This window comes from Haloparvum sedimenti (genome assembly GCF_001462205.1).
GTDB lineage: Archaea > Halobacteriota > Halobacteria > Halobacteriales > Haloferacaceae > Haloparvum > Haloparvum sedimenti.
Genome location: NZ_LKIR01000068.1, coordinates 15798 through 36218, shown reverse-complemented (window position 1 = coordinate 36218; position 20421 = coordinate 15798). Strand labels below are relative to the sequence as shown.

Annotated in this window: 18 protein-coding genes; 8 read left to right on the top strand and 10 right to left on the bottom strand. The window is 70.5% G+C overall.

Going from position 1 to position 20421, the window contains the following annotated elements; all coding sequences use genetic code 11:
* The first annotated feature begins 864 nt into the window (after positions 1 to 864).
* The 5 genes from AN233_RS04350 to AN233_RS04330 all read left to right on the top strand — a co-directional run bounded on the left by AN233_RS04350 (position 865) and on the right by AN233_RS04330 (position 7062).
* Positions 865 to 1911: an NAD(P)-dependent glycerol-1-phosphate dehydrogenase gene (locus tag AN233_RS04350; RefSeq protein ID WP_058365627.1), complete on the top strand. Its 1047-nt coding sequence runs from the start codon at positions 865 to 867 to the stop codon at positions 1909 to 1911.
* Positions 1912 to 2674: 763 nt separating this feature from the next.
* Positions 2675 to 4276 carry a 2-isopropylmalate synthase gene (locus AN233_RS04345; protein WP_094192402.1) on the top strand — a complete coding sequence of 534 codons (1602 nt, stop codon included), beginning with the start codon at positions 2675 to 2677 and terminating at the stop codon, positions 4274 to 4276.
* Positions 4277 to 4375: 99 nt separating this feature from the next.
* Positions 4376 to 4996, top strand: a complete 621-nt coding sequence (locus AN233_RS04340) for an NfeD family protein (RefSeq protein WP_058365625.1) — start codon at positions 4376 to 4378, stop codon at positions 4994 to 4996.
* A gap of 196 nt (positions 4997 to 5192) precedes the next feature.
* Positions 5193 to 6332: an SPFH domain-containing protein gene (locus AN233_RS04335; RefSeq protein WP_058365624.1), complete on the top strand. Its 1140-nt coding sequence runs from the start codon at positions 5193 to 5195 to the stop codon at positions 6330 to 6332.
* A 118-nt stretch (positions 6333 to 6450) separates the two neighbouring features.
* Positions 6451 to 7062 (top strand): winged helix-turn-helix transcriptional regulator, encoded by a 612-nt coding sequence (locus tag AN233_RS04330; RefSeq protein WP_058365623.1) that lies wholly within the window; start codon positions 6451 to 6453, stop codon positions 7060 to 7062.
* Positions 7063 to 7137: 75 nt separating this feature from the next.
* Here AN233_RS04330 and AN233_RS04325 read toward each other — a convergent pair whose 3' ends face one another.
* The gene (locus AN233_RS04325; protein WP_058365622.1) at positions 7138 to 7809 is read right to left on the bottom strand and encodes an HAD family hydrolase; all 672 of its coding nucleotides are present in this window, start codon (positions 7807 to 7809) and stop codon (positions 7138 to 7140) included.
* A 59-nt stretch (positions 7810 to 7868) separates the two neighbouring features.
* Positions 7869 to 8117, bottom strand: a complete 249-nt coding sequence (locus AN233_RS04320; RefSeq protein WP_058365621.1) for a DUF7123 family protein — start codon at positions 8115 to 8117, stop codon at positions 7869 to 7871.
* Between the two features lie 180 nt (positions 8118 to 8297).
* On the opposite strand from AN233_RS04320, the gene AN233_RS04315 reads away from it, so the two are divergent.
* The gene (locus AN233_RS04315) at positions 8298 to 10109 is read left to right on the top strand and encodes a flippase-like domain-containing protein (RefSeq protein WP_058365620.1); all 1812 of its coding nucleotides are present in this window, start codon (positions 8298 to 8300) and stop codon (positions 10107 to 10109) included.
* 150 nt (positions 10110 to 10259) lie between these two features.
* On the opposite strand, the gene AN233_RS04310 is transcribed toward AN233_RS04315, so the two are convergent.
* Complete coding sequence (locus AN233_RS04310) at positions 10260 to 10790, bottom strand: DUF84 family protein (protein ID WP_058365619.1); 531 nt, start codon at positions 10788 to 10790, stop codon at positions 10260 to 10262.
* Positions 10791 to 10841: 51 nt separating this feature from the next.
* Positions 10842 to 11663 carry a helical backbone metal receptor gene (locus AN233_RS04305; protein WP_058365618.1) on the bottom strand — a complete coding sequence of 274 codons (822 nt, stop codon included), beginning with the start codon at positions 11661 to 11663 and terminating at the stop codon, positions 10842 to 10844.
* A gap of 227 nt (positions 11664 to 11890) precedes the next feature.
* On the opposite strand from AN233_RS04305, the gene AN233_RS04300 reads away from it, so the two are divergent.
* Positions 11891 to 12874 (top strand): transcription initiation factor IIB, encoded by a 984-nt coding sequence (locus AN233_RS04300; protein ID WP_058365617.1) that lies wholly within the window; start codon positions 11891 to 11893, stop codon positions 12872 to 12874.
* A gap of 130 nt (positions 12875 to 13004) precedes the next feature.
* Positions 13005 to 13697: a type I 3-dehydroquinate dehydratase gene (locus AN233_RS04295; RefSeq protein WP_058365616.1), complete on the top strand. Its 693-nt coding sequence runs from the start codon at positions 13005 to 13007 to the stop codon at positions 13695 to 13697.
* A 23-nt stretch (positions 13698 to 13720) separates the two neighbouring features.
* Here AN233_RS04295 and AN233_RS04290 read toward each other — a convergent pair whose 3' ends face one another.
* The 6 genes from AN233_RS04290 to AN233_RS04265 all read right to left on the bottom strand — a co-directional run.
* Positions 13721 to 13954 (bottom strand): hypothetical protein, encoded by a 234-nt coding sequence (locus AN233_RS04290; protein WP_058365615.1) that lies wholly within the window; start codon positions 13952 to 13954, stop codon positions 13721 to 13723.
* Positions 13955 to 14059: 105 nt separating this feature from the next.
* Positions 14060 to 14518, bottom strand: a complete 459-nt coding sequence (locus tag AN233_RS04285) for a universal stress protein (protein ID WP_058365614.1) — start codon at positions 14516 to 14518, stop codon at positions 14060 to 14062.
* Positions 14518 to 16206 (bottom strand): sodium:solute symporter family transporter, encoded by a 1689-nt coding sequence (locus tag AN233_RS04280; protein WP_058365613.1) that lies wholly within the window; start codon positions 16204 to 16206, stop codon positions 14518 to 14520. The genes AN233_RS04285 and AN233_RS04280 overlap by 1 nt, the downstream gene beginning before the upstream one ends.
* A complete protein-coding gene (locus AN233_RS04275) occupies positions 16203 to 16604 on the bottom strand; it encodes a DUF4212 domain-containing protein (protein WP_058365612.1) in 402 nt (133 codons plus the stop codon). Before AN233_RS04275 ends, AN233_RS04280 begins: the two co-directional genes overlap by 4 nt.
* Before the next feature lie 59 nt (positions 16605 to 16663).
* Positions 16664 to 18655 carry an acetate--CoA ligase gene (acs, locus tag AN233_RS04270; RefSeq protein ID WP_058365611.1) on the bottom strand — a complete coding sequence of 664 codons (1992 nt, stop codon included), beginning with the start codon at positions 18653 to 18655 and terminating at the stop codon, positions 16664 to 16666.
* Positions 18656 to 18775: 120 nt separating this feature from the next.
* The coding region (locus tag AN233_RS04265; RefSeq protein WP_245626010.1) for a bacterio-opsin activator domain-containing protein at positions 18776 to 20421 on the bottom strand (1646 nt) is incomplete at its 5' end.

The window sequence follows — 20421 nt, the reverse complement described above, 5'->3', positions numbered from 1 at the left end:
GGCACGCTCTGCGCGCTCGCGCCTCTCCACACCGCCCGCCGCGAGTGCTTGAGGCGCCGGGGCCGGATCGAGCCGGCTGCCCCTTTCAGTCCCACCCACCGCCCCGCACCGCGACCGCACCGCACAGCAGCCTCACACCTCCCCAACCTCGGCCGCGGGCCGGCCGCGAAACCACAAGGCACCGCAGGCGGCCGGCCCACGCCCTCCCTCGCGCGTTTCTCGCGCGCCGACCGCACCGCCCCCCTGACCGCACGCCGGACGAACGTCTTTCAGGGATAACGAACAACTCCCGCCGTGAGTGCAGGCTGATCGCTCATTCCTCGACGCATCGCCCCGGTGGCTGTCCCATGCTTGGCGCGCGCGAGCAACGCGCGCGAGGGAAGCCCGCCCGCGGCCGGAGCAACGCGGAGGCCGCGGGCGGCTGAGGCTGGGGAGGCGTGAGGCCACGCTCGACCCGACAGCCGGTGTAGCGAATCACCGAGCAACTGACCGCGACGACCAGTTCCGCAAACCACGCGTGGCGGACTGAAAGGGCGAGGCCGGTCGCGGGCGCTCAGACGACCCCTATCGGCGCCGGGCGGTGTCTCCAGCGCGCCACTGCACGCTGGAGAGCAGCGAGACGCGGTTTGTCTCGCCCGCCGGAGAGGCGCCGATATGTCGCTGAGCGCCCGCGAGCGGTCGAGGGCTTTCTGGTTGTTGGCACCAAGCACAGCAGAACGGTCGATCACACAGAAAACGACGTATCGCGAGCAGGTCTCGAGCGCGTTCTGAGAGCGCCCACCACTCACTCCAGTACGCGTTCCGTCCCACCACCCTCCCGGATCAAGAGGAACGCCTTTGAAACTCCCCCGCGTCGCCTCCCGTATGTTCGACAAGTCGACGTGGATCAAGCTCCCGCGGAGCGTCCTGTTGGGTCACGGCGTGCTCGACGACCTCGGGGGCGCCGTCGAGGACCTCTACCTCTCCGGGCGGCCGCTCGTCGTCACCAGCCCGACGCCGAACGAGCTCGCGGGCGACCGCGTCCGGGCGCAGTTCGACGATCCCGCGACCGCGGTCGTCGACGAGGCCTCCTTCGACGCGGTCGAGGAGCTGATCGAGACGGCGGAGGCGGTCGACCCCGGCTACCTCGTCGCGCTCGGCGGCGGCAAGCCCATCGACACCGCGAAGATGGCGGCCGACCACCTCGGCGTCGGCTTCGTCTCGGTCCCGACCGCGGCCTCCCACGACGGCATCGTCTCCGGGCGCTCCTCCATCCCCGAGGGCGACACGCGCCACTCGGTCGCCGCGGACCCCCCGCTCGCGGTCGTCGCGGACACCGAACTCCTCGCGGACGCGCCGTGGGAGCTGACGACCGCCGGCTGCGCGGACATCATCTCGAACTACACCGCCGTGAAGGACTGGCGGCTCGCCCGGCGGCTGCGCAACGTGGAGTACTCGGAGTACGCGGGCGCGCTCTCGGAGATGACCGCGGAGCTGCTCGTCCAGAACGCGGACTCGATCCGGCCCGGGCTGGAGGAGTCGTCGTGGATCGTCGCGAAGGCGCTCGTCTCCTCCGGCGTCGCGATGTCCATCGCGGGCTCCTCGCGGCCGGCCTCCGGCGCGGAGCACCTGTTCTCCCACCAGCTCGACCGCATCGCGCCGGGGAAGGCGCTCCACGGGCATCAGGTCGGCGTCGGATCCATCCTCACGGAGTTCCTCCACAGCGGCGAGCAGGGGGAGTGGAGCGCCATCCGCGACGCGCTGGCGAGCATCGACGCGCCCACGACCGCGGCCGATCTCGGCGTCAGCGACGAGGAGGTGATCGAGGCGCTGACGACCGCCCACGAGATCCGCGACCGCTACACGATCCTCGCCGGCGGGATGAGCGAGCCGGCCGCCCGCGAAGTCGCGAGCTATACGGGCGTTATCTGAATAGTCGTCCTGAATCTGCTGCGAGATCTCTCGCTGATTCTCTGTACGACGTGTGCGGTTTTTCTGTTTCTGACTCGGGTTTAGCTCCTGCTGCGGTTTACAGCAACGCCCAGAAAGCCCCAGCCGGCTCGACCCGCCGCGGCACGCTCTGCGCGCTCGCGCTTCTCCGCTTGGCGAGACAAACCGCGTCTCGCTAGCCTCCAGCGTGCAGTAGCGCGCCGAAAATCGGAGATTTTCGAGCCGCCGTTCGCTCCGCACCGCGCTCACGGCGACGCTGGAGACACCGCCCAGCGCGAGTGCTTGAGGCACCGGGGCCGGATCGAGCCGGCTGCCCCTTTCAGTCCCACCCACCGCGCAGCACCGCCCCGCACCGCGCAGCACCGCCCCGCACCGCGCAGCACCGCCCCGCACCGCGCAGCACCGCCCCGCACCGCGCAGCACCGCCCCGCACAGCACCGCGACCGCACAGCAGCCTCGAACCTCCCCAGCCTCGGCGACGGCGCGGCCGCGAAACCGCACCGCACCGCATGCGGCCGCGCCGCCGCCTCCCTCGCGCGCGTCGGGGTCGCGCGCGCCGACCGCCTCCACACCGCTACAGCCCGCAATGGGGTCAGAACCGACCCGAACCGCAACGCTCCGCACCGGCCGTCGCCATATCTGTCCCGACCCGCGAACTTATCCGTGCGTGTCACAACCACACGAGTACGAATGACCCGAGACGTTTCCAGTCATTCGGAGGATAGAGGAAGTCGCCACACGGCGGCTGGCCGCGAAATTCTCCGGTGACGACGACCGCGCGCGTCGCGATAATGACGCGCACGACGGGACCGACGTAGCGACCGTTTTCTCCGAGGCCGTACACAGCGAGGGCGTCCAGCTGCTGGACACGACGCTGCGCGACGGCGAGCAGATGCCGGGCGTCTCGCTGACGCCCGCGGAGAAACTCGAACTCGCCCGCGACCTCGACGCCGCGGGCGTCCCGCTCGTGGAGGCCGGCTCCGCGTGCACCTCCGAGGGTGAGCGCGAGGGGATCCGGCGCGTGGCGAACGCGGGCCTCGACGCCACCGTGACGAGCTTCGCCCGCGGCGTCCGCGCCGACGTGGACAGCGCGCTCGACTGCGGCGTCGACGGCATCAACCTCGTCGTCCCCGCCTCCGACAGACACGTCGAGACGAAGGTGGGCAGCGACCGCGACGCGGTCGTCGAGCGCACCGCTGACCTCGTCGCATACGCCAAGGACCACGGCCTCTGGGTCGAGGTGCTCGGCGAGGACGGCTCCCGCGCGGACCTCGACTACCTCGAACGTCTGATGGGCGCGGGGCTCGACGCCGGCGCCGACCGCGTCTGCTACTGCGACACGGTGGGCGCGGCCGGCCCCGAGCGCACCCGCGAGGTCGTCTCGCGGCTGGCGGAACTGGGCCCGACGAGCCTCCACACGCACGATGACCTCGGGTTCGGCATGACGAACGTCCACGCCGGCCTCCGGGCGGGCGCCGACACGGTCCACGCGACCGTCAACGGCGTCGGCGAGCGCGCCGGCAACGTCGCCCTGGAGGAGGTCGCGGTCGCGCTCGACCGCGTCTACGGCGTCGAGACGGTGGACTTGTCGGGGCTCTACGACCTCTGCCGGGCCGTGGCGGACGCCACCGGCGTCGCTCTCCCGCCGAACAAGGCGGTCTGCGGCGCCAACGCCTTCGCCCACGAGTCGGGCATCCACACCGACGGCACGCTCAAGGACGGGGCGATGTACGAGCCCTACCCGCCCGAGACGGTGGGTCGGGAGCGACGGCTCGTCCTCGGCAAGCACGCCGGGCGCGCGGGCGTCAGCGCCGCGCTCTCGGAGCACGGCGTCGACGCGACCGAGGACGAACTCGACGCCGTCGTCGAGCGCGTCAAGGATCTCGGCGACCGCGGCAAGCGCGTCACGGACGCGGACCTGCTGGCCATCGCCGAGGACGTGCAGGGCCGCGACCGCGACCGCCACGTCGAGCTGGTGGACCTCTCGGCGACCTCCGGCTCCGGCCTCCCGACCGCCTCCGTCCGTCTGCGCGTCGGTGACGACCAGCGGGTGGCATCGGGGACGGGCGCCGGGCCGGTCGACGCCGCGGTCGAGGCGGTCAGGACCGCGCTTCCGGATGACGGCGACCTGGCCGCGTTCGAACTCGACGCCTACCACGTCGACGCCATCACCGGCGGAACGGACGCGGTCGTGACGGTCGCGGTCGACCTCTCCCACGGCGACCGTTCGGTCTCCGTCGAGGCCTCCGACGCGGACATCACGCGCGCCAGCGTCGCCGCGATGGTCGACGCGCTCGACAGGCTCGCGGACGCGCCGAGAGCCGACCGCGCGACCGCCGCGGACTGACCGCCTGCACGGAGGGGCGCGATGCTCCGTGATCGCCCTGCTCACGGCGAGCGCGGCGACCGGGCCACAACTTAATCGGATGGCTCCCGAAGCGGGACCATGGAACTGCTCGTCCAGCTGGACCTTATCGGCCCGGAGACCCTCCCGCTGCTGTTGCTCGCGGCCGGACTGCTGCTCTCGATGGCGGAGGCGGTGGCGCCGGGCGCGAACTTCATCGTCGTCGGGATCGCTCTGCTGGGTGCCGGCCTCGTCGGGCTCGTGCTCGGTCCGCTCGCGAGTCCCTTCCTGCTCGGTCTCCTGATACTGGTCTTCGGGGCGGTCGCCTTCTACGGCTATCACGAACTCGACCTCTACGGGGGAAAAGGCCAACAGCAGACGCGGGACAGCGGCACGCTCAAGGGCGAGACCGGCCGCGTGACGGAGCGCGTCACCCCCACCGAGGGCGAGGTCAAACTCGACGCCGGCGGGTTCAACCCCTACTACTCGGCGCGATCGCTCGACGGCGAGATCGAGGAGGGAACCGAGGTGATGGTGGTCGACCCTGGCGGGGGGAACGTGGTGACCGTGGAGTCGCTGGGCGTCGTCGAGGACGACATCGACCGCGAGCTCGCGGCCGATCGGGAACGGTCGGCCCGTGCCGCGGAGACCGAGCAAAGTGGCGAGCCCGAGCGGGAAGCCGACCGAGACGCCGAGAGGGAAACCGGATCCGGGGGCGTCTGACCAACCACGGCGGCGTCTGACCGGTCCCAGTGGCGTCCGACGACGACTGGGTCAGGTCGAACCCTGCGCCGATCAGGAACCGGATCGGGCTGTGTGCCGTTTGAGGGAAACGGAGTGGACGGTCGGTCGGCTCGCGGGATCAGCTCGTCGATCCCCTCGGGCCAACCCTTATGTTTGGATATGCTAACGTGTGTACATGGAGTTCCTTACCCTCCAACTCGACGTGGGACTGGCGGGCGTCGGCCTGCTCTTTCTGCTTCTGGTCGTCGTCGCGGTCTGGCAGTCCGTCGAGATCGTGGACGCGTACGAAAAGGAGGCGCTCACGGTGTTCGGCGAGTACAGAAAGCTGCTAGAACCGGGCATCAACGTCATTCCGCCCTTCGTCTCCCGCACCTACCCGTTCGACATGCGGACGCAGACCCTCGACGTCCCTCGACAGGAGGCGATCACGCGTGACAACTCCCCGGTGACCGCCGACGCGGTCGTCTACATCAAGGTGATGGACGCCAAGAAGGCGTTCCTCGAGGTCGACGACTACAAGAAAGCCGTCTCGAACCTCGCCCAGACGACGCTCCGTGCGGTGCTCGGCGACATGGAGCTGGACGACACGCTGAACAAGCGGCAGGAGATCAACGCGAAGATCCGGAAGGAGCTCGACGAGCCCACCGACGAGTGGGGGATCCGCGTCGAGAGCGTCGAGGTCCGCGAGGTCAACCCCTCGAAGGATGTCCAGCAGGCGATGGAGCAGCAGACCTCCGCGGAGCGCCGCCGCCGCGCGATGATCCTCGAAGCGCAGGGTGAACGCCGGTCCGCGGTCGAGCAGGCGGAGGGGGAAAAGCAGTCCAACATCATCCGCGCGCAGGGTGAAAAGCAGAGCCAGATCCTCGAGGCGCAGGGTGACGCCATCTCCACCGTCCTCCGCGCGAAGTCCGCGGAGTCGATGGGTGAGCGCGCCGTCATCGAGCGCGGGATGGAGACGCTTGAGGCCATCGGCCAAGGCGAGTCCACGACCTTCGTCCTCCCGCAGGAGCTGACGAGTCTGGTGGGCCGGTACGGGAAACACCTCACCGGCTCCGACGTGGCCACCGAATCGGAGGGGCTCGAAGGGCTGGAGTTCGACGAGGAGACCCGGCAGATGCTCGGTCTCGACGACATCGACGAAATCCTCGGCCAGATAGACGAAGCGGCCGAGATGAACGTCGAAGAGCTCGAACAGGAGGCAGAAAAGGTCAAGGCCGGCGGCGAATCGGGGATCAAGTCCGCCGACGAAGTCATCCAGGAGATGGACGAGGAAGTCCCCGAGGCGGACGCGGAAGCGGAACCCGAGACGGAGTGACGGTCACTCCCGTTCGGAGGATCGGCCGTCGGCCCTAGACGGGTGTGGTTCCTTCTCGTGTCACTAACGCACACGGCGAACGAAGCCCTTTTACTCGGCGCTCGTCCACCTTCGGACGATGAGTGACGGCGTCGACGAGCGGAAACGGGCCACGCTGCGGCGCTTCGCCGCGCTCGGAGCCGCGCCGCTCGCCGCCGCCGGGAGCGCGGCAGCGGCTCCCGACGAGGACGCCAACGAGACGCGGGAGGCCATCCAAGGGTACGTCGCGACCACGCCCGGCGCGCACTTCTCGAAGCTGCGCGACGACCTCAGGTTGGGGACCGGCGAGGCCCAGCATCACCTCCGCAAGCTCGAATCCGCGGGCGCGATCGAGTCCGTGAAAGACGGTGACTACCGGCGGGTTTTCCCCGCGGGACGGTTCGACGCGGTCGACAAGCGGGCGCTCGGCTACCTCAGACGGGAGACGCCCCGCGGGCTGATCCTCGCCCTCCTGCGCGACCCCGACGCGACGGGCGCCGCCATCGCCGACGAGCTCGGCGTCTCCCGGCCGACGATAAGTGGCGCGGCCGCGGACCTCGCCGATGCCGGGTTGCTGGTCCGTGAGCGTGGCTACGCCCTCCGTGAGCCGGAACGCCTTATCACGCTCGTGGTGCGTCACGCGGAGTCGTTCGGCCCGGAAGCGGTCGAGTTCGCCGACGCGGCCGCCGACTACGTTCGATACGACCCCTGACCGCTCCGGCGGTGCGTCACGGCCGCGTTCCCCCTCCGCTTCCGTGTTCGGCCCGTCCCGCACGATCCCCTGCCGTCAGCGCTCGAGACGGTCACGGAGGTCGTACAGCGACTCCACCATGATCGTCGGGTCCGCATCGAGGTCCGAGGACTCGTTGTGCGGTCGCTCGACGAACGCGGTGTCGAGCCCCGCGCGCTCCGCGGCGACCACGTCGGTCTCGCGGTCACCGACGTACAGCCCTGCGGTCGCTTCCATGGTACCCAGCCCGCGATCGATGAGGGTCGGCTCCGGCTTCCGTCGTCGGTAGTCGGCAACGGTCGGCTCCCGCCCGACGACCGCCTCGAAGACGCCGGGGAAACAGAAATCGGCGACGAAGGCGGCCGTCGCGTGCCGGTTGTTGCTCACGAGGCCGAGCCGCCGGTCCGACGCGAGGTCGGGCAACGCCGCCACGTCGTCGTACCGCCGACGAGCGCCCGACCGGACGCGTGCGTTCGTCCGTCGGGAGGCGTTCCGCTCGCGGGCCGCCCACCACCGGTCGCGGTCGACGTCGAGCGCGTCGCACGCCGTCGCCATCTCGTCGGAGTAGTGAACGGCCTCGAGGGTTTCGGCGTGGCCGTCGGAGACGGTCGGCGGGTCGACGCCGACCTCGCGGAGTGCGTCGTGGGCGGCCATCCGGTAGACGCCCGGGTCCGTGCCGGCGCCGACGAGCAACACGCCGTCCATGTCGAACAGGATGGCGTCGTACATGCCTCACGGAAGGTGGGGGAAAGACAAAAGCGTCGCGTCGGCGGGTCGGGCGGCGCGGCCTACGCCGAGACCATCCACGTCGTCCCCGAGGAGTACCCCCACTTCTCGATCGTGAGGTCCGTCACGGCGTCGCGGACGGCGCTCATGTTCGCGCCGACCTCCTTCGCCGAGAGGTCGAGGTCGTCCGCGATGAGCCGGGACTTGAAGTACGTGCGGTCGCCGGCGTTCTCCCGGAGATATGCGAGGATCCGCGCCTGCTTGTCGGTCAGCGCCGCACCGGCCGTCCCCGCCGCGGTGGTGGTGCTCATACCGTGTCGAACGGCTCCACCTCGGAAAGGGCGTTTGGTAGACGTGGTTAACATGCCTCCTGCGTGCGGTTTTTGGGGCGAAGTCGTACGGATCGGGGGGGCTGGACGCCGGTTCCGGTACGTCGGTCGAACCCCGCGGCTTCAGAAGGTACTTATCTCCGCCGCGGCCAGGATTGGCCAATGACCGGGTCGTCCGGGGACCGGACCGTAAGCGTGGTCCTTCCCGCGTACAACGAGGAGGCGACGATCGAGGGGACCGTGGAGATGGCGCTGTCGGCGCTCGGCGAGTTCCTCCCGACCGACTCCTTCGAGGTGATCGTCGCGGAGGACGGCTGCGACGACCGGACGCCCGAGATCGCGGAACGGCTCGCGGACGCGGACGATCGCGTTCGCCACCACCACAGCGACGAGCGGCTCGGTCGCGGCGGCGCGCTCGAGCACGCGTTCGCGACCGCCTCCGGCGAGACGCTCGTCTACTTTGACACGGATCTGGCCACCGATATGCGACACCTGGAGGAGCTGGTCGAGTCGGTTCGCTCCGGGGAGTACGACGTGGCCACGGGCTCGCGCTGGATGCCCGGGAACGAGGCCGACCGGCCGGCGAAGCGCGGGGTCCCCTCGCGTGGCTACAACCTGCTCGTTCGGACGGTGCTGCGGTCGGACCTCCGGGACCATCAGTGCGGCTTCAAGGCGCTGTCCCGGGAGGCGTTCGAGCGACTTCGTGACGACATCGAGGACGACCACTGGTTCTGGGACACGGAGCTCCTGGTGCGCGCCCAGCGCGCGGGGCTCGCGGTCAAGGAGTTCCCGGTCGACTGGGAGCCGAAGGGCGACACGAAGGTCGACCTCATCCGTGACGTGGTCGGTATGGGGTCGCAGATCGTGCGGCTCTGGTGGCAGCTCTCGGTGGCGCCCCGCGTCGGTCGCCGGGAGACGGCCGCCGCGGGGTTCCTGCTGGTGGTGGCCGCGGCGGCGCTGATGACGCAGTACCTCGATCTGGGTGCCGTACTGGCGGAGATGCGGCGTGCGGACACCGAGTTAGTGGTCGCGGCGACGGTGCTGTACGCGGCGTCGTGGCCCCTCCGCGGCTACCGCTACCGTGACATCCTCCGTGAGCTCGGGTTTCACGAGCGGACCGGGTTCCTGACTGGCGCGATCTTCATCTCGCAGACGGGGAACCTCGTGTTCCCGGCGCGGATGGGGGACGCGGTGCGCGCGTACGTCGTGAAGGTGCGCCGTGGGATCCCGTATCCCTCCGGATTCGCATCGCTGGCGGCCGAGCGCGTCTTCGACCTGCTGACGCTCGCGGGGCTGGCGGGCGTGGTGCTGGTCGGCTACGCCGCGTCCGGCCAGTTCGCCGAGGTACTCGTGGCGGTCGCGGGCGGCGACGACGCCGGCCGCGTCGCGGTGTACGTCGCCATGGCTGTCGGACTCGCCGCGGTCGGCGCGGTCATCGGGATCGTGCTGTCCGCGCGCTCGGACGCGAACCGCGTTCGGGCGCTCGTCGAAGCCGTCAGCGACGACTCCTACGGCGAGTACGTGGCGACGGTGCTGGAGCGGTTCGTCGGCGACGTCCAGCGAGTCGGCGGCGATCCGGCCGCGTTCGCCCGCGTCGGCGCCTCGAGCGTGGTCATCTGGGTGATCGACGTGCTCGTGGCGGCGCTGGTGCTGGCGGCGTTCGGCGTGGGGCTGGACCCGGTGACGCTGCTCGCGGTCTGCTTTTTCGCCGTGAGCGTCGGCAACCTCGCGAAGGTGCTCCCGCTGTCTCCGGGCGGTATCGGCCTTTACGAGGGGGCGTTCACGGTGCTGGTGATCGGACTGACGCCGATCACGTTCCCGGTGGCGTTCGGCGCGGCGGTGCTGGACCACGCGCTCAAGAACGTCGTCACGGTGGTCGGCGGTATCGTGTCGATGCTGGTGCTCAACGTCTCGCTGACGACCGCGGTCGAGGAGAGCGCGGACGCGAGCGAGGCGGAGCCGCTCCACGAGTGAGCCACCCGGGCCGTCGGGGCTGGCAGGCGACACGGACTCGTCGATCACCGGAACGTCCGTGCCGCGCACCCGCGTTCCGTCCCGGCGCCCGAAGTCGGGCACGGGGCGTCTGGCGCGGCATCGGTCAAAAGGGCGCGGGTGGGAAGGCGATCAGTAGAGCTTCGTGACGAACGGTCCCAGCGCGCCCGCGACCGCGGTTTCCAGCGCCGCGGTGCGGTCGACGCGGTCACCGGTGAACGCGCCCGCCGCACCGCCCCTTCTGGCGACGCCCTCGGCGTCGAGCACGTCGTCCATCACCGGCCCGAGTTCGGCGCCGTCGGCGACGCGACGCTCGATCTCGGCGGGGAGCCGCATGCTCGGCCCGGCGCCGCGGCCGACCGTGTCGCCGTCGTCGACCGCGGCCCACATGATCAGGAACAGCCCGTCGGTGCCGTCGAACGCGGCGACGCCGCCCTCCAGCCCGACTCCGAGGTCGTAGTCGCCCTCGGCGAGCACGTTCCGCGCTCGGGTCTCCGCGCCGCGGATCGTCTCCGCGTGGCCGCGGGGCTGTTCGCTCACGCCCGAGGGGACGGGCTGGGCCTCGACCGTCGCGTCGCGAGCGACGGTGTCCCCGCCGGCCGCGAGAGCGCGCTCGACCGCGTCGCGTTTCACCGGGTTGCCGCTACCGACGGCGACGTGCATGAGGGCGGCTCCGGGTGGGTGTCACAAATCGGTGTCGGCTCCGGGTGGGTGTCACAAATCGGTGTCGGCTCCGGGCGGGATCCTCCGGTCGGCGTCGACCACCGGATGGAGGAGTTCGGCGAGCCGCTCCACGCCGTCGATCAACGCCGGACTCGGCTGGTTGAGGAGGTCGTCGTCGACGACGTGGACCGGCGCGTCGATGTCCCAGTCGCGGCTCCGGACAGTCTCGGGGTCGGAGCGCTCCCCGCGGCCGCAAACGTGGAGGACGACGTGGTCCGGGTCGGCGGCCTCGACGACTTCGCCGGCGACCTCCCGGGAGCGCTCGCCCGCGTCGACGAAGGGGTAGCGGCCGCCGGCGGCGCGGACCGCGTCCGGGACCCAGTTGCCGGCGGCCATCGGCGGATCCGACCACTCCTCACAGTAGACGACAGACCGTCCGCACTCGGCCACCGCGGGCGCGACGGCGTCGGCGACGCGGTCGAGGCGGTCCCGGGCGCGCGCACGGAGGTCGCGACCGGCCGCCGGCCTGTCGACGGCGGCGCCCAGATCGGCGAAGGAGTCGAGAACCTCGTCCAGCGTCGCCGGCTCGGCGTGGTGGACGGCGTGGCCGCGGTCGCGGAACTCCTCGGCGAGGTCGGCCTGCAGGGGGTCGCTGGTGAGGATCAGGTCCGGGTCGAGCGCGGCCACGCGCTCGGGGTCAGGGTTCAGCCACCCGCCGATCCGGGTCGGCGAGGCGTCGCCGGTTCCGCGGCGCTCCGGAGCCGTCGGGACCTCGCAGTGCGTCGTGACGCCGACGAGCAGGTCCGCGGCGTCCATCGCCGCGAGCGTCGCGGTCGCGCTCGGCGCCAGCGAGACGACGCGTGGGTCCGTCATTGGCGGGGTGAGGGCGGCCGGCGACATGGGCGCTTTGGTCGGCGCGATCGCGTTCGTGTCGGCCGTCCGGTCGGGGCCGTGCTCGGGAGTCGCGTCGGGCACGGAGAGCGGTCGAGACCGCGGGACGCGGGGCGGACCGATTCCGGTCCCTTTATGCGTCGGCCTCGCATCCACTCCGTAAGACCTTCCTCGGCTTCTATCGGTTCGTCCGGGGGACCCATACACCCATGAGCGAACGATCACACGTGCGGGGCCGATCCGCCCGCCACGAAACGGAAACGGAAGACGAGACCGAAAGCGAGAGCGAGGCCGAGAGCCTCACCTGTCCCGAGTGCGACGGGAACGTCATCACCGACGAGGAGCACGGCGAGACCGTCTGTGCGGACTGCGGGCTCGTCGTCGAGGCGGACTCGGTCGACCGCGGGCCGGAGTGGCGCGCGTTCGACTCCCGCGAGAAGGACGAGAAGTCCCGCGTCGGCGCCCCGACGACCAACACGATGCACGACAAGGGGCTGTCGACGAACATCGACTGGCGCGACCAGGACGCGTACGGCCGCTCGCTCGGCGCCCGCCAGCGCCAGAAGATGCAGCGGCTCCGCAAGTGGAACGAGCGGTTCCGCACCCGCGACTCGAAGGAGCGCAACCTCAAGCAGGCGCTCGGCGAGATCGACCGCATGGCCTCCGCGCAGGGGCTGCCGGACAACGTCCGCGAGACCGCCTCCGTCATCTACCGCCGCGCGCTGGAGGAGGACCTCCTGCCCGGTCGCTCCATCGAGGGCGTCTCGACCGCCTGCGTCTACGCAGCCGCCCGCATGGCCGGCGTCCCGCGCAGCCTCGACGAGATCGCGGACGTCTCCCGCGTCGAGAAGTCGGAGATCGCCCGCACCTACCGCTACGTCGTCCGCGAGCTCAAGCTGGAGGTCAAGCCCGCCGACCCCGAGCAGTACGTCCCGCGGTTTGCCTCCGACCTGGAGCTCTCCGACGAGTCCGAGATGCGCGCCAAACAGCTCCTCCGCAACGCGAAGGACAAGGGCGTCCACTCCGGCAAGTCGCCGGTCGGCCTCGCCGCGGCCGCCGTCTACGCCGCCGCGCTGCTCACCAACGAGAAGACGACGCAAGCGGCGGTCTCGGAGGTCGCCGACATCTCCGAGGTCACCATCCGAAACCGCTACCACGAGCTGCTGGAGGCCGAGGACGGCCTCGTCGCCTGATCCGGTAGGTCCGTTTTTCTTCTTCTCTGGTTTTCTGCTTCTGCTTCTGTGCAGTCCGTCACCCGTCCGCCCACCTACGGCGCGGTCCGCGGCGGACACACCTAAGTCGGCGGCGGGCGCAGTGTCGGGCATGTTCGACGAGTTCGTGCTGGCGGCGAGCACCGCCGACCTGTCGGAGGAGCCGGCGGCCCGCGAGCACGCCGACGCCGTGGAGTTCCGAATGGACCTGGCGGCCGACCCGCTGGTGGCGCTCGACGACTACGACGGCGAGCTCCCGGTGATCGCCACGAACCGCGCGACGTGGGAAGGGGGCGAGGCGGCGGAGCCGAACCGACTGGACGACCTCGCGGCCGCGGCCGCGGTCGACGCGGTCCGAGCAGTCGACGTGGAGTTGGCGGCGCTCGACGGGACCGCGCCCGAGGGGGAACAGGCCCACGCCCGCGCGCTCCGCGAGACGGTCCGCGCGGAGGACGCCGCTGTGATCGCCTCCGTCCACGATTTCGCGTCCACGCCGCCGGCGGACGCGCTCGCGGACCTGCTGGCCGACGCGGCCGCTCAGGGCGACGTTGCGAAGCTGGCGACGACCGCGGAGGTGCGCGCGGACGCGCTGGCGATGCTGGAGGCGACCCACCGCGCCGCGGAGGCGGGTCACACGGTCGCGACGATGTGCATGGGCGAGCCGGGCAGACACACCCGCGCGGTCGCGCCCGTGTACGGCTCGCGGATCGGCTACGCGCCGGTCGACCCCGAGAACGCGACCGCACCCGGGCAGTATCCGCTCGCCGAGCTTCGCGCGCTCGTTGACGGACTCGTCGGTGAGTAGTTCCGTATCGACCGCTCAGCACCTCAGTCGCGGGCCGCCTGCTGTTCCTTGGCGATCTCCAGCGAGATGAAGAAGCCGAAGTACGCCGGGATCCCCGCGAGCATGAACAGGTAGTACGCCCACTGCGGCGCGGTCGTGAACACGGTGCTCGTCAGCACCGTCACGAACGCGACCCACGCGACCGCGAACAGCAGGTCGTGGACCATGCCGGTGCGATTCTCGCGGAGGTGCGCCGAGATGCGATCGCCGAGGCTCATCGGCGGGACCTCCGCGGTCGTCGGTGCGGGAAAAAAGTCGTCGTCCGTCGGTACGTCGGCGTGGGATCGCTCACGGGAGGGTGTCGTGGGCGACCCACCTGAAGCTTACTCCTCCTCGTAGTCGACCACGAGGACGGGGACGTGCGTCGAGCGGAGCGTCCGCTCGGTGACGCTGCCCAGCAGCGCGCGCTTGACGCCCGCGCGGCCGTGGCTCCCCATCACGATCAGGTCGATGTCGTTGCTCTCGGCGTAGTCGCCGATGAGCTTGTGGGGGCGACCGGCGGAGACGTGTTCGACCACGTCGATCCCGCGCTCAGCCGCGCGCTCGGCCACGGCGCCGGTCGCCTTCTCCGAGCGCTCCTTCACCTCGTCCATCTCGTCGAACCGGCCCTGCTTGAGCCGGTCGACCTGTTCGGTGCCGAGCCCGAGGTTGATCGAGTCGATGTCGACCACGTACAGCGCGTGGACTTCGGCCTCGTACTGCGCGGCGAGGTCCAGCGCGTGGTCGACCGCCGCCTCAGCCACCTTGCTGCCGTCCGTGGGGATCAGGATCCGTTCGTACATCAGTCGTCACCTCCGGTTTCGCCGCCGTCGGTCGCGACCACGTCCTCCGCGGTCTGCTGCTGGCGCATCGGTTCGGGGCTGTGACACTGGCGGACGATCTTCTTCGTCTCCAGCGGCGGGTCGTCCGTCATCAGCGACACCCCGATCGTGACGGCGAAGACGACGGGGACGGCGATGAGCGCCGAGCCGATGGCGGGCATCCACGTCGCAAGCGCATCGACGTAGACGAAGCCGGCGTCGTAGCCGAGGTAGTTCGGCACGACCTCGTTGACCATCGGGATCGACCACAGGACGAGTCCGGTCGTCATGCCGGCGAGTGCACCCTCGCGGTTGGTGTTCTCCCACCACATGCCGAGGAAGAACATCGGGAAGAGCACCGCGCCCGCGAGCGAGAAGGCGTACGACACCAGCGCGGCGATGGGCGCCGCGGGGTCGAGCGCCGCCAGCGTCGTGAGAACGCCGAGCGCGACGATGCTGAGGCGACCGACGAGCACCTGCTGGCGCTGCGTCGCGTCGGGGTTGACGATGTTGGTGTAGATGTCGTGGGAGATCGCCGAGGAGCCGGCGATGAACAGGCCCGCGGTCGTCGCGATCGCGGCGGCGATACCGCCCGCCGCGACCAGGCCGACGAACCACTCGGGCAGGTTCGAGAGCTGCGCGGCCAACACGACGATCACGTCCGCGGCCTCGGTCGTCATGCCGGGGTCGCCGTAGACGGCGCCGATGTTCTCGCTGTACAGGTCGGTTCCGAACGCCGCGAACGCCGGGGCGCTGAAGTAGAGGACGCAGATGAAGAACAGCCCCCAGACGGTGGACCAGCGGGCGGTCCGCTCGTTCTCGACCGTGTAGAACCGCACCAGCACGTGCGGGAGCCCACACGTGCCGACGACGAGCGAGAACGCCGTCGCGATCCAGAGGTAGTAGCTGGCGTTGACGAAGGGTTCGGAGAACTCGGCACTCAGGTCGGCGATCAGCGCGCCGTACTCGATCTGCGGGAGGATCGTCGAGTAGTCGTTCGTGAAGCCGACCGCGTACAGCCCGGCGACGAACGCGACGATGAGGATGACGTACTGGACGGCCATGTTCTTGGTCGCGCCCAGCATCCCCGAGAGCGTCAGGTAGCCAACGGTGATGGTCATCATGATGATCACCATCGCCTGGTAGCCGCTGAGCCCCCAGAAGCCGAGGTCCCCGAAGATGTACAGCCCGACGAGGCCCATCCCGCGCGCCTGTCCGATCGCGTAGACGAACCCGATGAGGAACGTCGTCACCGCGCCGATGGCGCGGGCGGTGTCGGAGTTGAAGCGGTCGCCGACGAAGTCCGGCGCCGTGTACTTCCCGAACCGCCGCAGCTGGGCGGCCAGGAAGATGAGCAGGATGAAGTAGCCCGTCGTCCAGCCGACGACGAACGCGAGTCCGTACACGCCGGCCGTCGCGATCAGCGCGGCCATCCCGAGGTACGACGCGGCGGACATCCAGTTGGCGCCGATCGCCATGCCGTTCTCCAGGTTGCCGATGGAGCGCCCGGCGACCCACATGTTCTCGGTGTCGGCCACGCGGAAGACGAAGCCGATCGCGAGGAAGATAAGCAGCATGCCGATGACGAGCAGCGCCGGGAGGATCTTGAACGAGACGTTGAGCCCCTCCGGGAGCAGCTCGCTCTGGAGCAGCGCCGCGGGGAGCGTCATGCGTCAGCCTCCGTTGCGCCGTGGTCGATGCCGTACTTCTCGTCGAGTTCGTCGCGTCGCCTAGCGTACCAGGCCGACAGGAGCAACGCGCCGCCGGGCGCACCGATGGCGATGAGGAAGTAGTGGAGCGGGAAGCCGATGATCGGCATCGTCGTCGTCATCGCGCCGGGCGCCAGGTACGTGGCCGTCACCGGGCCGAAGACCACGACCGCCCAGATGGCGAACCCCGTCCAGACGATCCGGAGGTGCTCGCGCATGTACGGCGTACTCGGGTTGAGGAGGTTCACCTCCGACCCCAGATAATCCGTCTCCCGATGCTTCTGTGCCGCACCCGAGGCGACGCCCCCGTCGGTTCGAGGGCCGTCCTCAGCCGTGTCGTGTGAGCTATTGTCTGTCATGTCGCGTGTGAGTGTGAGTCGTTCGTCGCTCGGTTCGTCTCGAAAAACGGTGTGGTCGGTCAGTCGCCGCCGGCCTTCCGTTGGATATCCTCGACGATCTCCGGGTTCCGGAGCGTGCTGGTGTTCCCCAGCTCCTCGCCGTCCGCGATGTTCTCCAGCAGGCGGCGCATGATCTTCCCCGACCGCGTCTTCGGCAGGTCGGGCGTGAACACGACCTGTTCGGGGCGGGCGATGGGGCCGATGGCGTCCTCGACGCCCGCGACGATCCGCTCGCGCAGCTCGTCGTTCTCCTCGTACCCTTCCTCGGTGATGACGTAGGCGTACACCGCCTCGCCCTTGATGTCGTGGTGACCGCCGACGACCGCGGCCTCCGCGACGCCCTCGACGCCGACGATGGCCGACTCGATCTCCATCGTCCCCAGCCGGTGGCCGGAGACGTTGATCACGTCGTCGACGCGGCCGAGGACGGTGATGTAGCCGTCCTCGTCGATCTTCGCCCCGTCCTCCGGGAAGTAGACCCAGTCGTCGGGGTCGTCGCTGTCGAGGTCCGAGTACTCGGCCCAGTACTCCTCGATGTAGCGCTCGTCGTTGTTGTACAGCGTCCGGAGCATGCCGGGCCACGGCTTGTCGACCGTGAGGTAGCCGGCGCGCCCCGCCTCGACCTCATCGCCCCCGGTGTCGACGATCCGCACGTCGACGCCCGGGAGCGGCGGTCCGGCCGATCCGGGCTTCATGTCGCCGACGCCCGGGAGCGTCGTGACCATCATCCCGCCGGTCTCGGTCTGCCACCACGTGTCGACGATGGGGCACTCCTCGCCGCCGATGTGCTTGTAGTACCACTTCCACGCGCGCGGGTTGATCGGCTCTCCGACGGTGCCGAGCAGCCGCAGGCTGGATAAGTCGTGGGCGTCGGGGTACTCCGACCCCCACTTCATGAACGCGCGGATCGCGGTCGGCGCGGTGTACAGCTGGGTCGCCTCGTACTCCTCGACGATCTCCCACAGCCGGTCGCGGTCCGGGTGGTCGGGCGTCCCCTCGTACATCATCGTCGTCGTCCCGAGCGCGAGCGGCCCGTAGACGATGTAGGAGTGGCCCGTGATCCAGCCGATGTCGGCCGAGCAGAAGTACGTGTCCTCGGGCTTGATGTCGAGGACGGACTGGGAGGTCCAGCTGGCCCACGCGAGGTAGCCGCCGGTGGTGTGTTTGACCCCCTTCGGCTTGCCCGTGGTCCCCGAGGTGTACATCAGGAACAGCATGTCCTCGGCGTCGCGGACGACCGGATCGACCTCCGCGCCCGCGTGGGCGGCCACGAGGTCGCCGTAGTCGTGCTTGTCGCCGAGGTCGTGGCCGAAGCCGTCGCCGTTCGGACCGAGGCGGTCGACCACGACCGTCGTGGTCTCGTGTTCGACGCCCGAGAGCCCCTCCTCGGCCTTCCCGAGGTGGTCGAGGGGGTCGCCGCGGCGGTAGTAGCCGTCGCAGGTGACGAGGTACTCGGAGTCGGCCGCGTTCATCCGGGTCGCGAGCGCGTCCGCGGAGAAGCCCGCGAAGACGACGCTGTGGGGCGCGCCGATGCGGGCGCAGGCCAACATCGCGACCGGAAGCTCCGGGATCATCGGCATGTACAGCGTCACCACGTCGTCCTCGCCGACGCCGATGTCGCGCAGCGCGGCCGCGAACTCGTTCACCTCGCGGTGGAGCTCCTCGTAGGTGTACGTCCGGTCCGCCTCGTCGACCGGCTCGCCGACCCACTCGATGGCCGCCTCGTCGCCGCGCTCGTCGAGGTGCCGGTCGAGACAGTTGGCCGAGGCGTTCAGCTTCCCGTCGGTGAACCACTCGTAGAACGGCGGGTCGCTGTCGTCGAGGACCTGGTCGTACCCCTCGTACCAGTCGAGGAGGTCGGCCGCGCCCTCCCAGCACTCCGGCCAGTTCTCCTCGAACTCCTCGTAGATGCCCGGGTCCGAGACGTTCGCCTGCTCGACGAACGACTCGGGCGGTTCGAACACCTCCTGTTCTGCCAGTCGCGCTTCGAGTTCCGCGTCACCCTCTGTCATGGGACGGTCGTACACTACAGATCATGGGTAATAAGCCCCGTATCTAATTATCAAAAATTCGCTCGGAGCAGCGCGTGAGAAACGCCGCCGGAGGCGAGGAGAACGCCGTCCTCGAGCGCCCTACCGCTCGAAGACCGCCTCGAGCAGCTCCCGCTGGGCCTTCCGGAGGTGGTTGTGGAACGTGGGCGAGGAGACGCCCATCGCGTCGGCGACTTCCTCCGCGGTGCTGTCCCGCGGCCAGTCGAAGTAACCGCTCTCGTAGGCGGCCTCCAGCGCCGTGCGCTGGCGGTCGGTGAACCGCTCCGTGACCGTCTCGCGGAGCTGTGCCCCCGTGGTCGGCGGCGTGTCCACCACCTGCCGGCCGACGAGCCGCGCGTCCGGGAACGACGCGCGGAGCCCGTCCGCGATGGGGCCGACCTCCGTGCCCGCGGGCACCTCCGCGACGACCCGGAGCCGGCCCTCCTCCGCGGTCGCCTCCGCGATGGTCGCCCCGCGGCGCGTGAGCGCGCGGACGGGCGATCCTCCCGAGACGACGACCGAGAGCCGACAGCCGTCCTCGCGCGTCTCGACGACTCGCGGCTCGGCGACCCCGCGAACGGAGTCGATCACCTCCGCGACCGCGGGCGGGCGCGCGCCCTCGACTGAGAGGTAACAGAGCAGTTCCGCGTCGGAGACGACGACCGTCGACTCCAGTTCGACGGTGCAGTCGAGTCGGTCGGTGAGCGCCGGGAGGAACGCGCGCGCGTCGCTCGTGCGGAACTCCAGTCGCAACACCGCGTCGGAGTGGAGCAAGTCGCGCCAGCGGAGCGCCGTCAGTCCGCGCCCCGCGACGCGGCCGAGAAGCTCCACCGCGCGCCGCTCCCGATCGGTCGGCGGGTCGTCCGCCGCGACCACACAGCAGACGCCGTCGGTCGCCCCCGCGTACGCCAGCGGGACCGCGAGCGCCGGGCGCTCCGACCCCTCCGCCTCGATGGTGCCCGCGACCGGTTCGCCGCGGTCGAGCGCCCCGTTCCAGGGGATTCCGCTCCCGTCGCGCCCGCCGTCCCCGCCGCCGGACCCACGGACCGCGTCGAGCGGGGCCGGTTCTCCCGCAGCGGCGGCGACGGAGAGCGCTCCTTCCCGACCTTCGCGCGTGGCCGTCCACGCCGCCTCCCACCGCCGGTCGGCCGCCAGCGCCGCCGGCACGCCGGACAGCAGGTCGGGACGGTCGTCCGCGTCGACCACCGCCGCGACGGCGGCCGCGAACCAACCCGGCCTCGCGTCGACCCGGCGCTCGTCGACCTGGCGCTCATCGGCCCGGTGCTCGTCGGGGTCGGCTTCCCCCTCGACCGACCCATCCTCGACCTCGTCCGCGGCGCCGGTCGCCCGGTCGTCCGCGAGCGCCGCGACTACGGCCCCCTCCGAGGGCTCCGGCAGGTGCGGGTCGAGCGCGTCGAGCGTCTCCCATCCGCCGACCGCCCGGACGATCCGGGGGTCGACCTCCTCCTCGACGAGGAGGCGGCGTGCGAAGGTGCCGCGGAGCGTGCGCGGGGTCACCTCACGGAACCGGTCCCGGCCCGTCCGCTCGGCCGCGCGCTCGCCCGCCTCCGCGACGAGCATCTGGATCCGGCGCGGCGAGAGGTCGACCAGCGATTCTCCCGCGCCGACCCCGCGCTCGGCGGCGTACCGCTCCGCTGCGGCCGCGAGCGAGTCGGGGACGACGACGCGCCTGTCGGCCCCGCCGTCGCCGTCCTGGACGACCAGCACCCGAGCGGCGGGAGTATCGG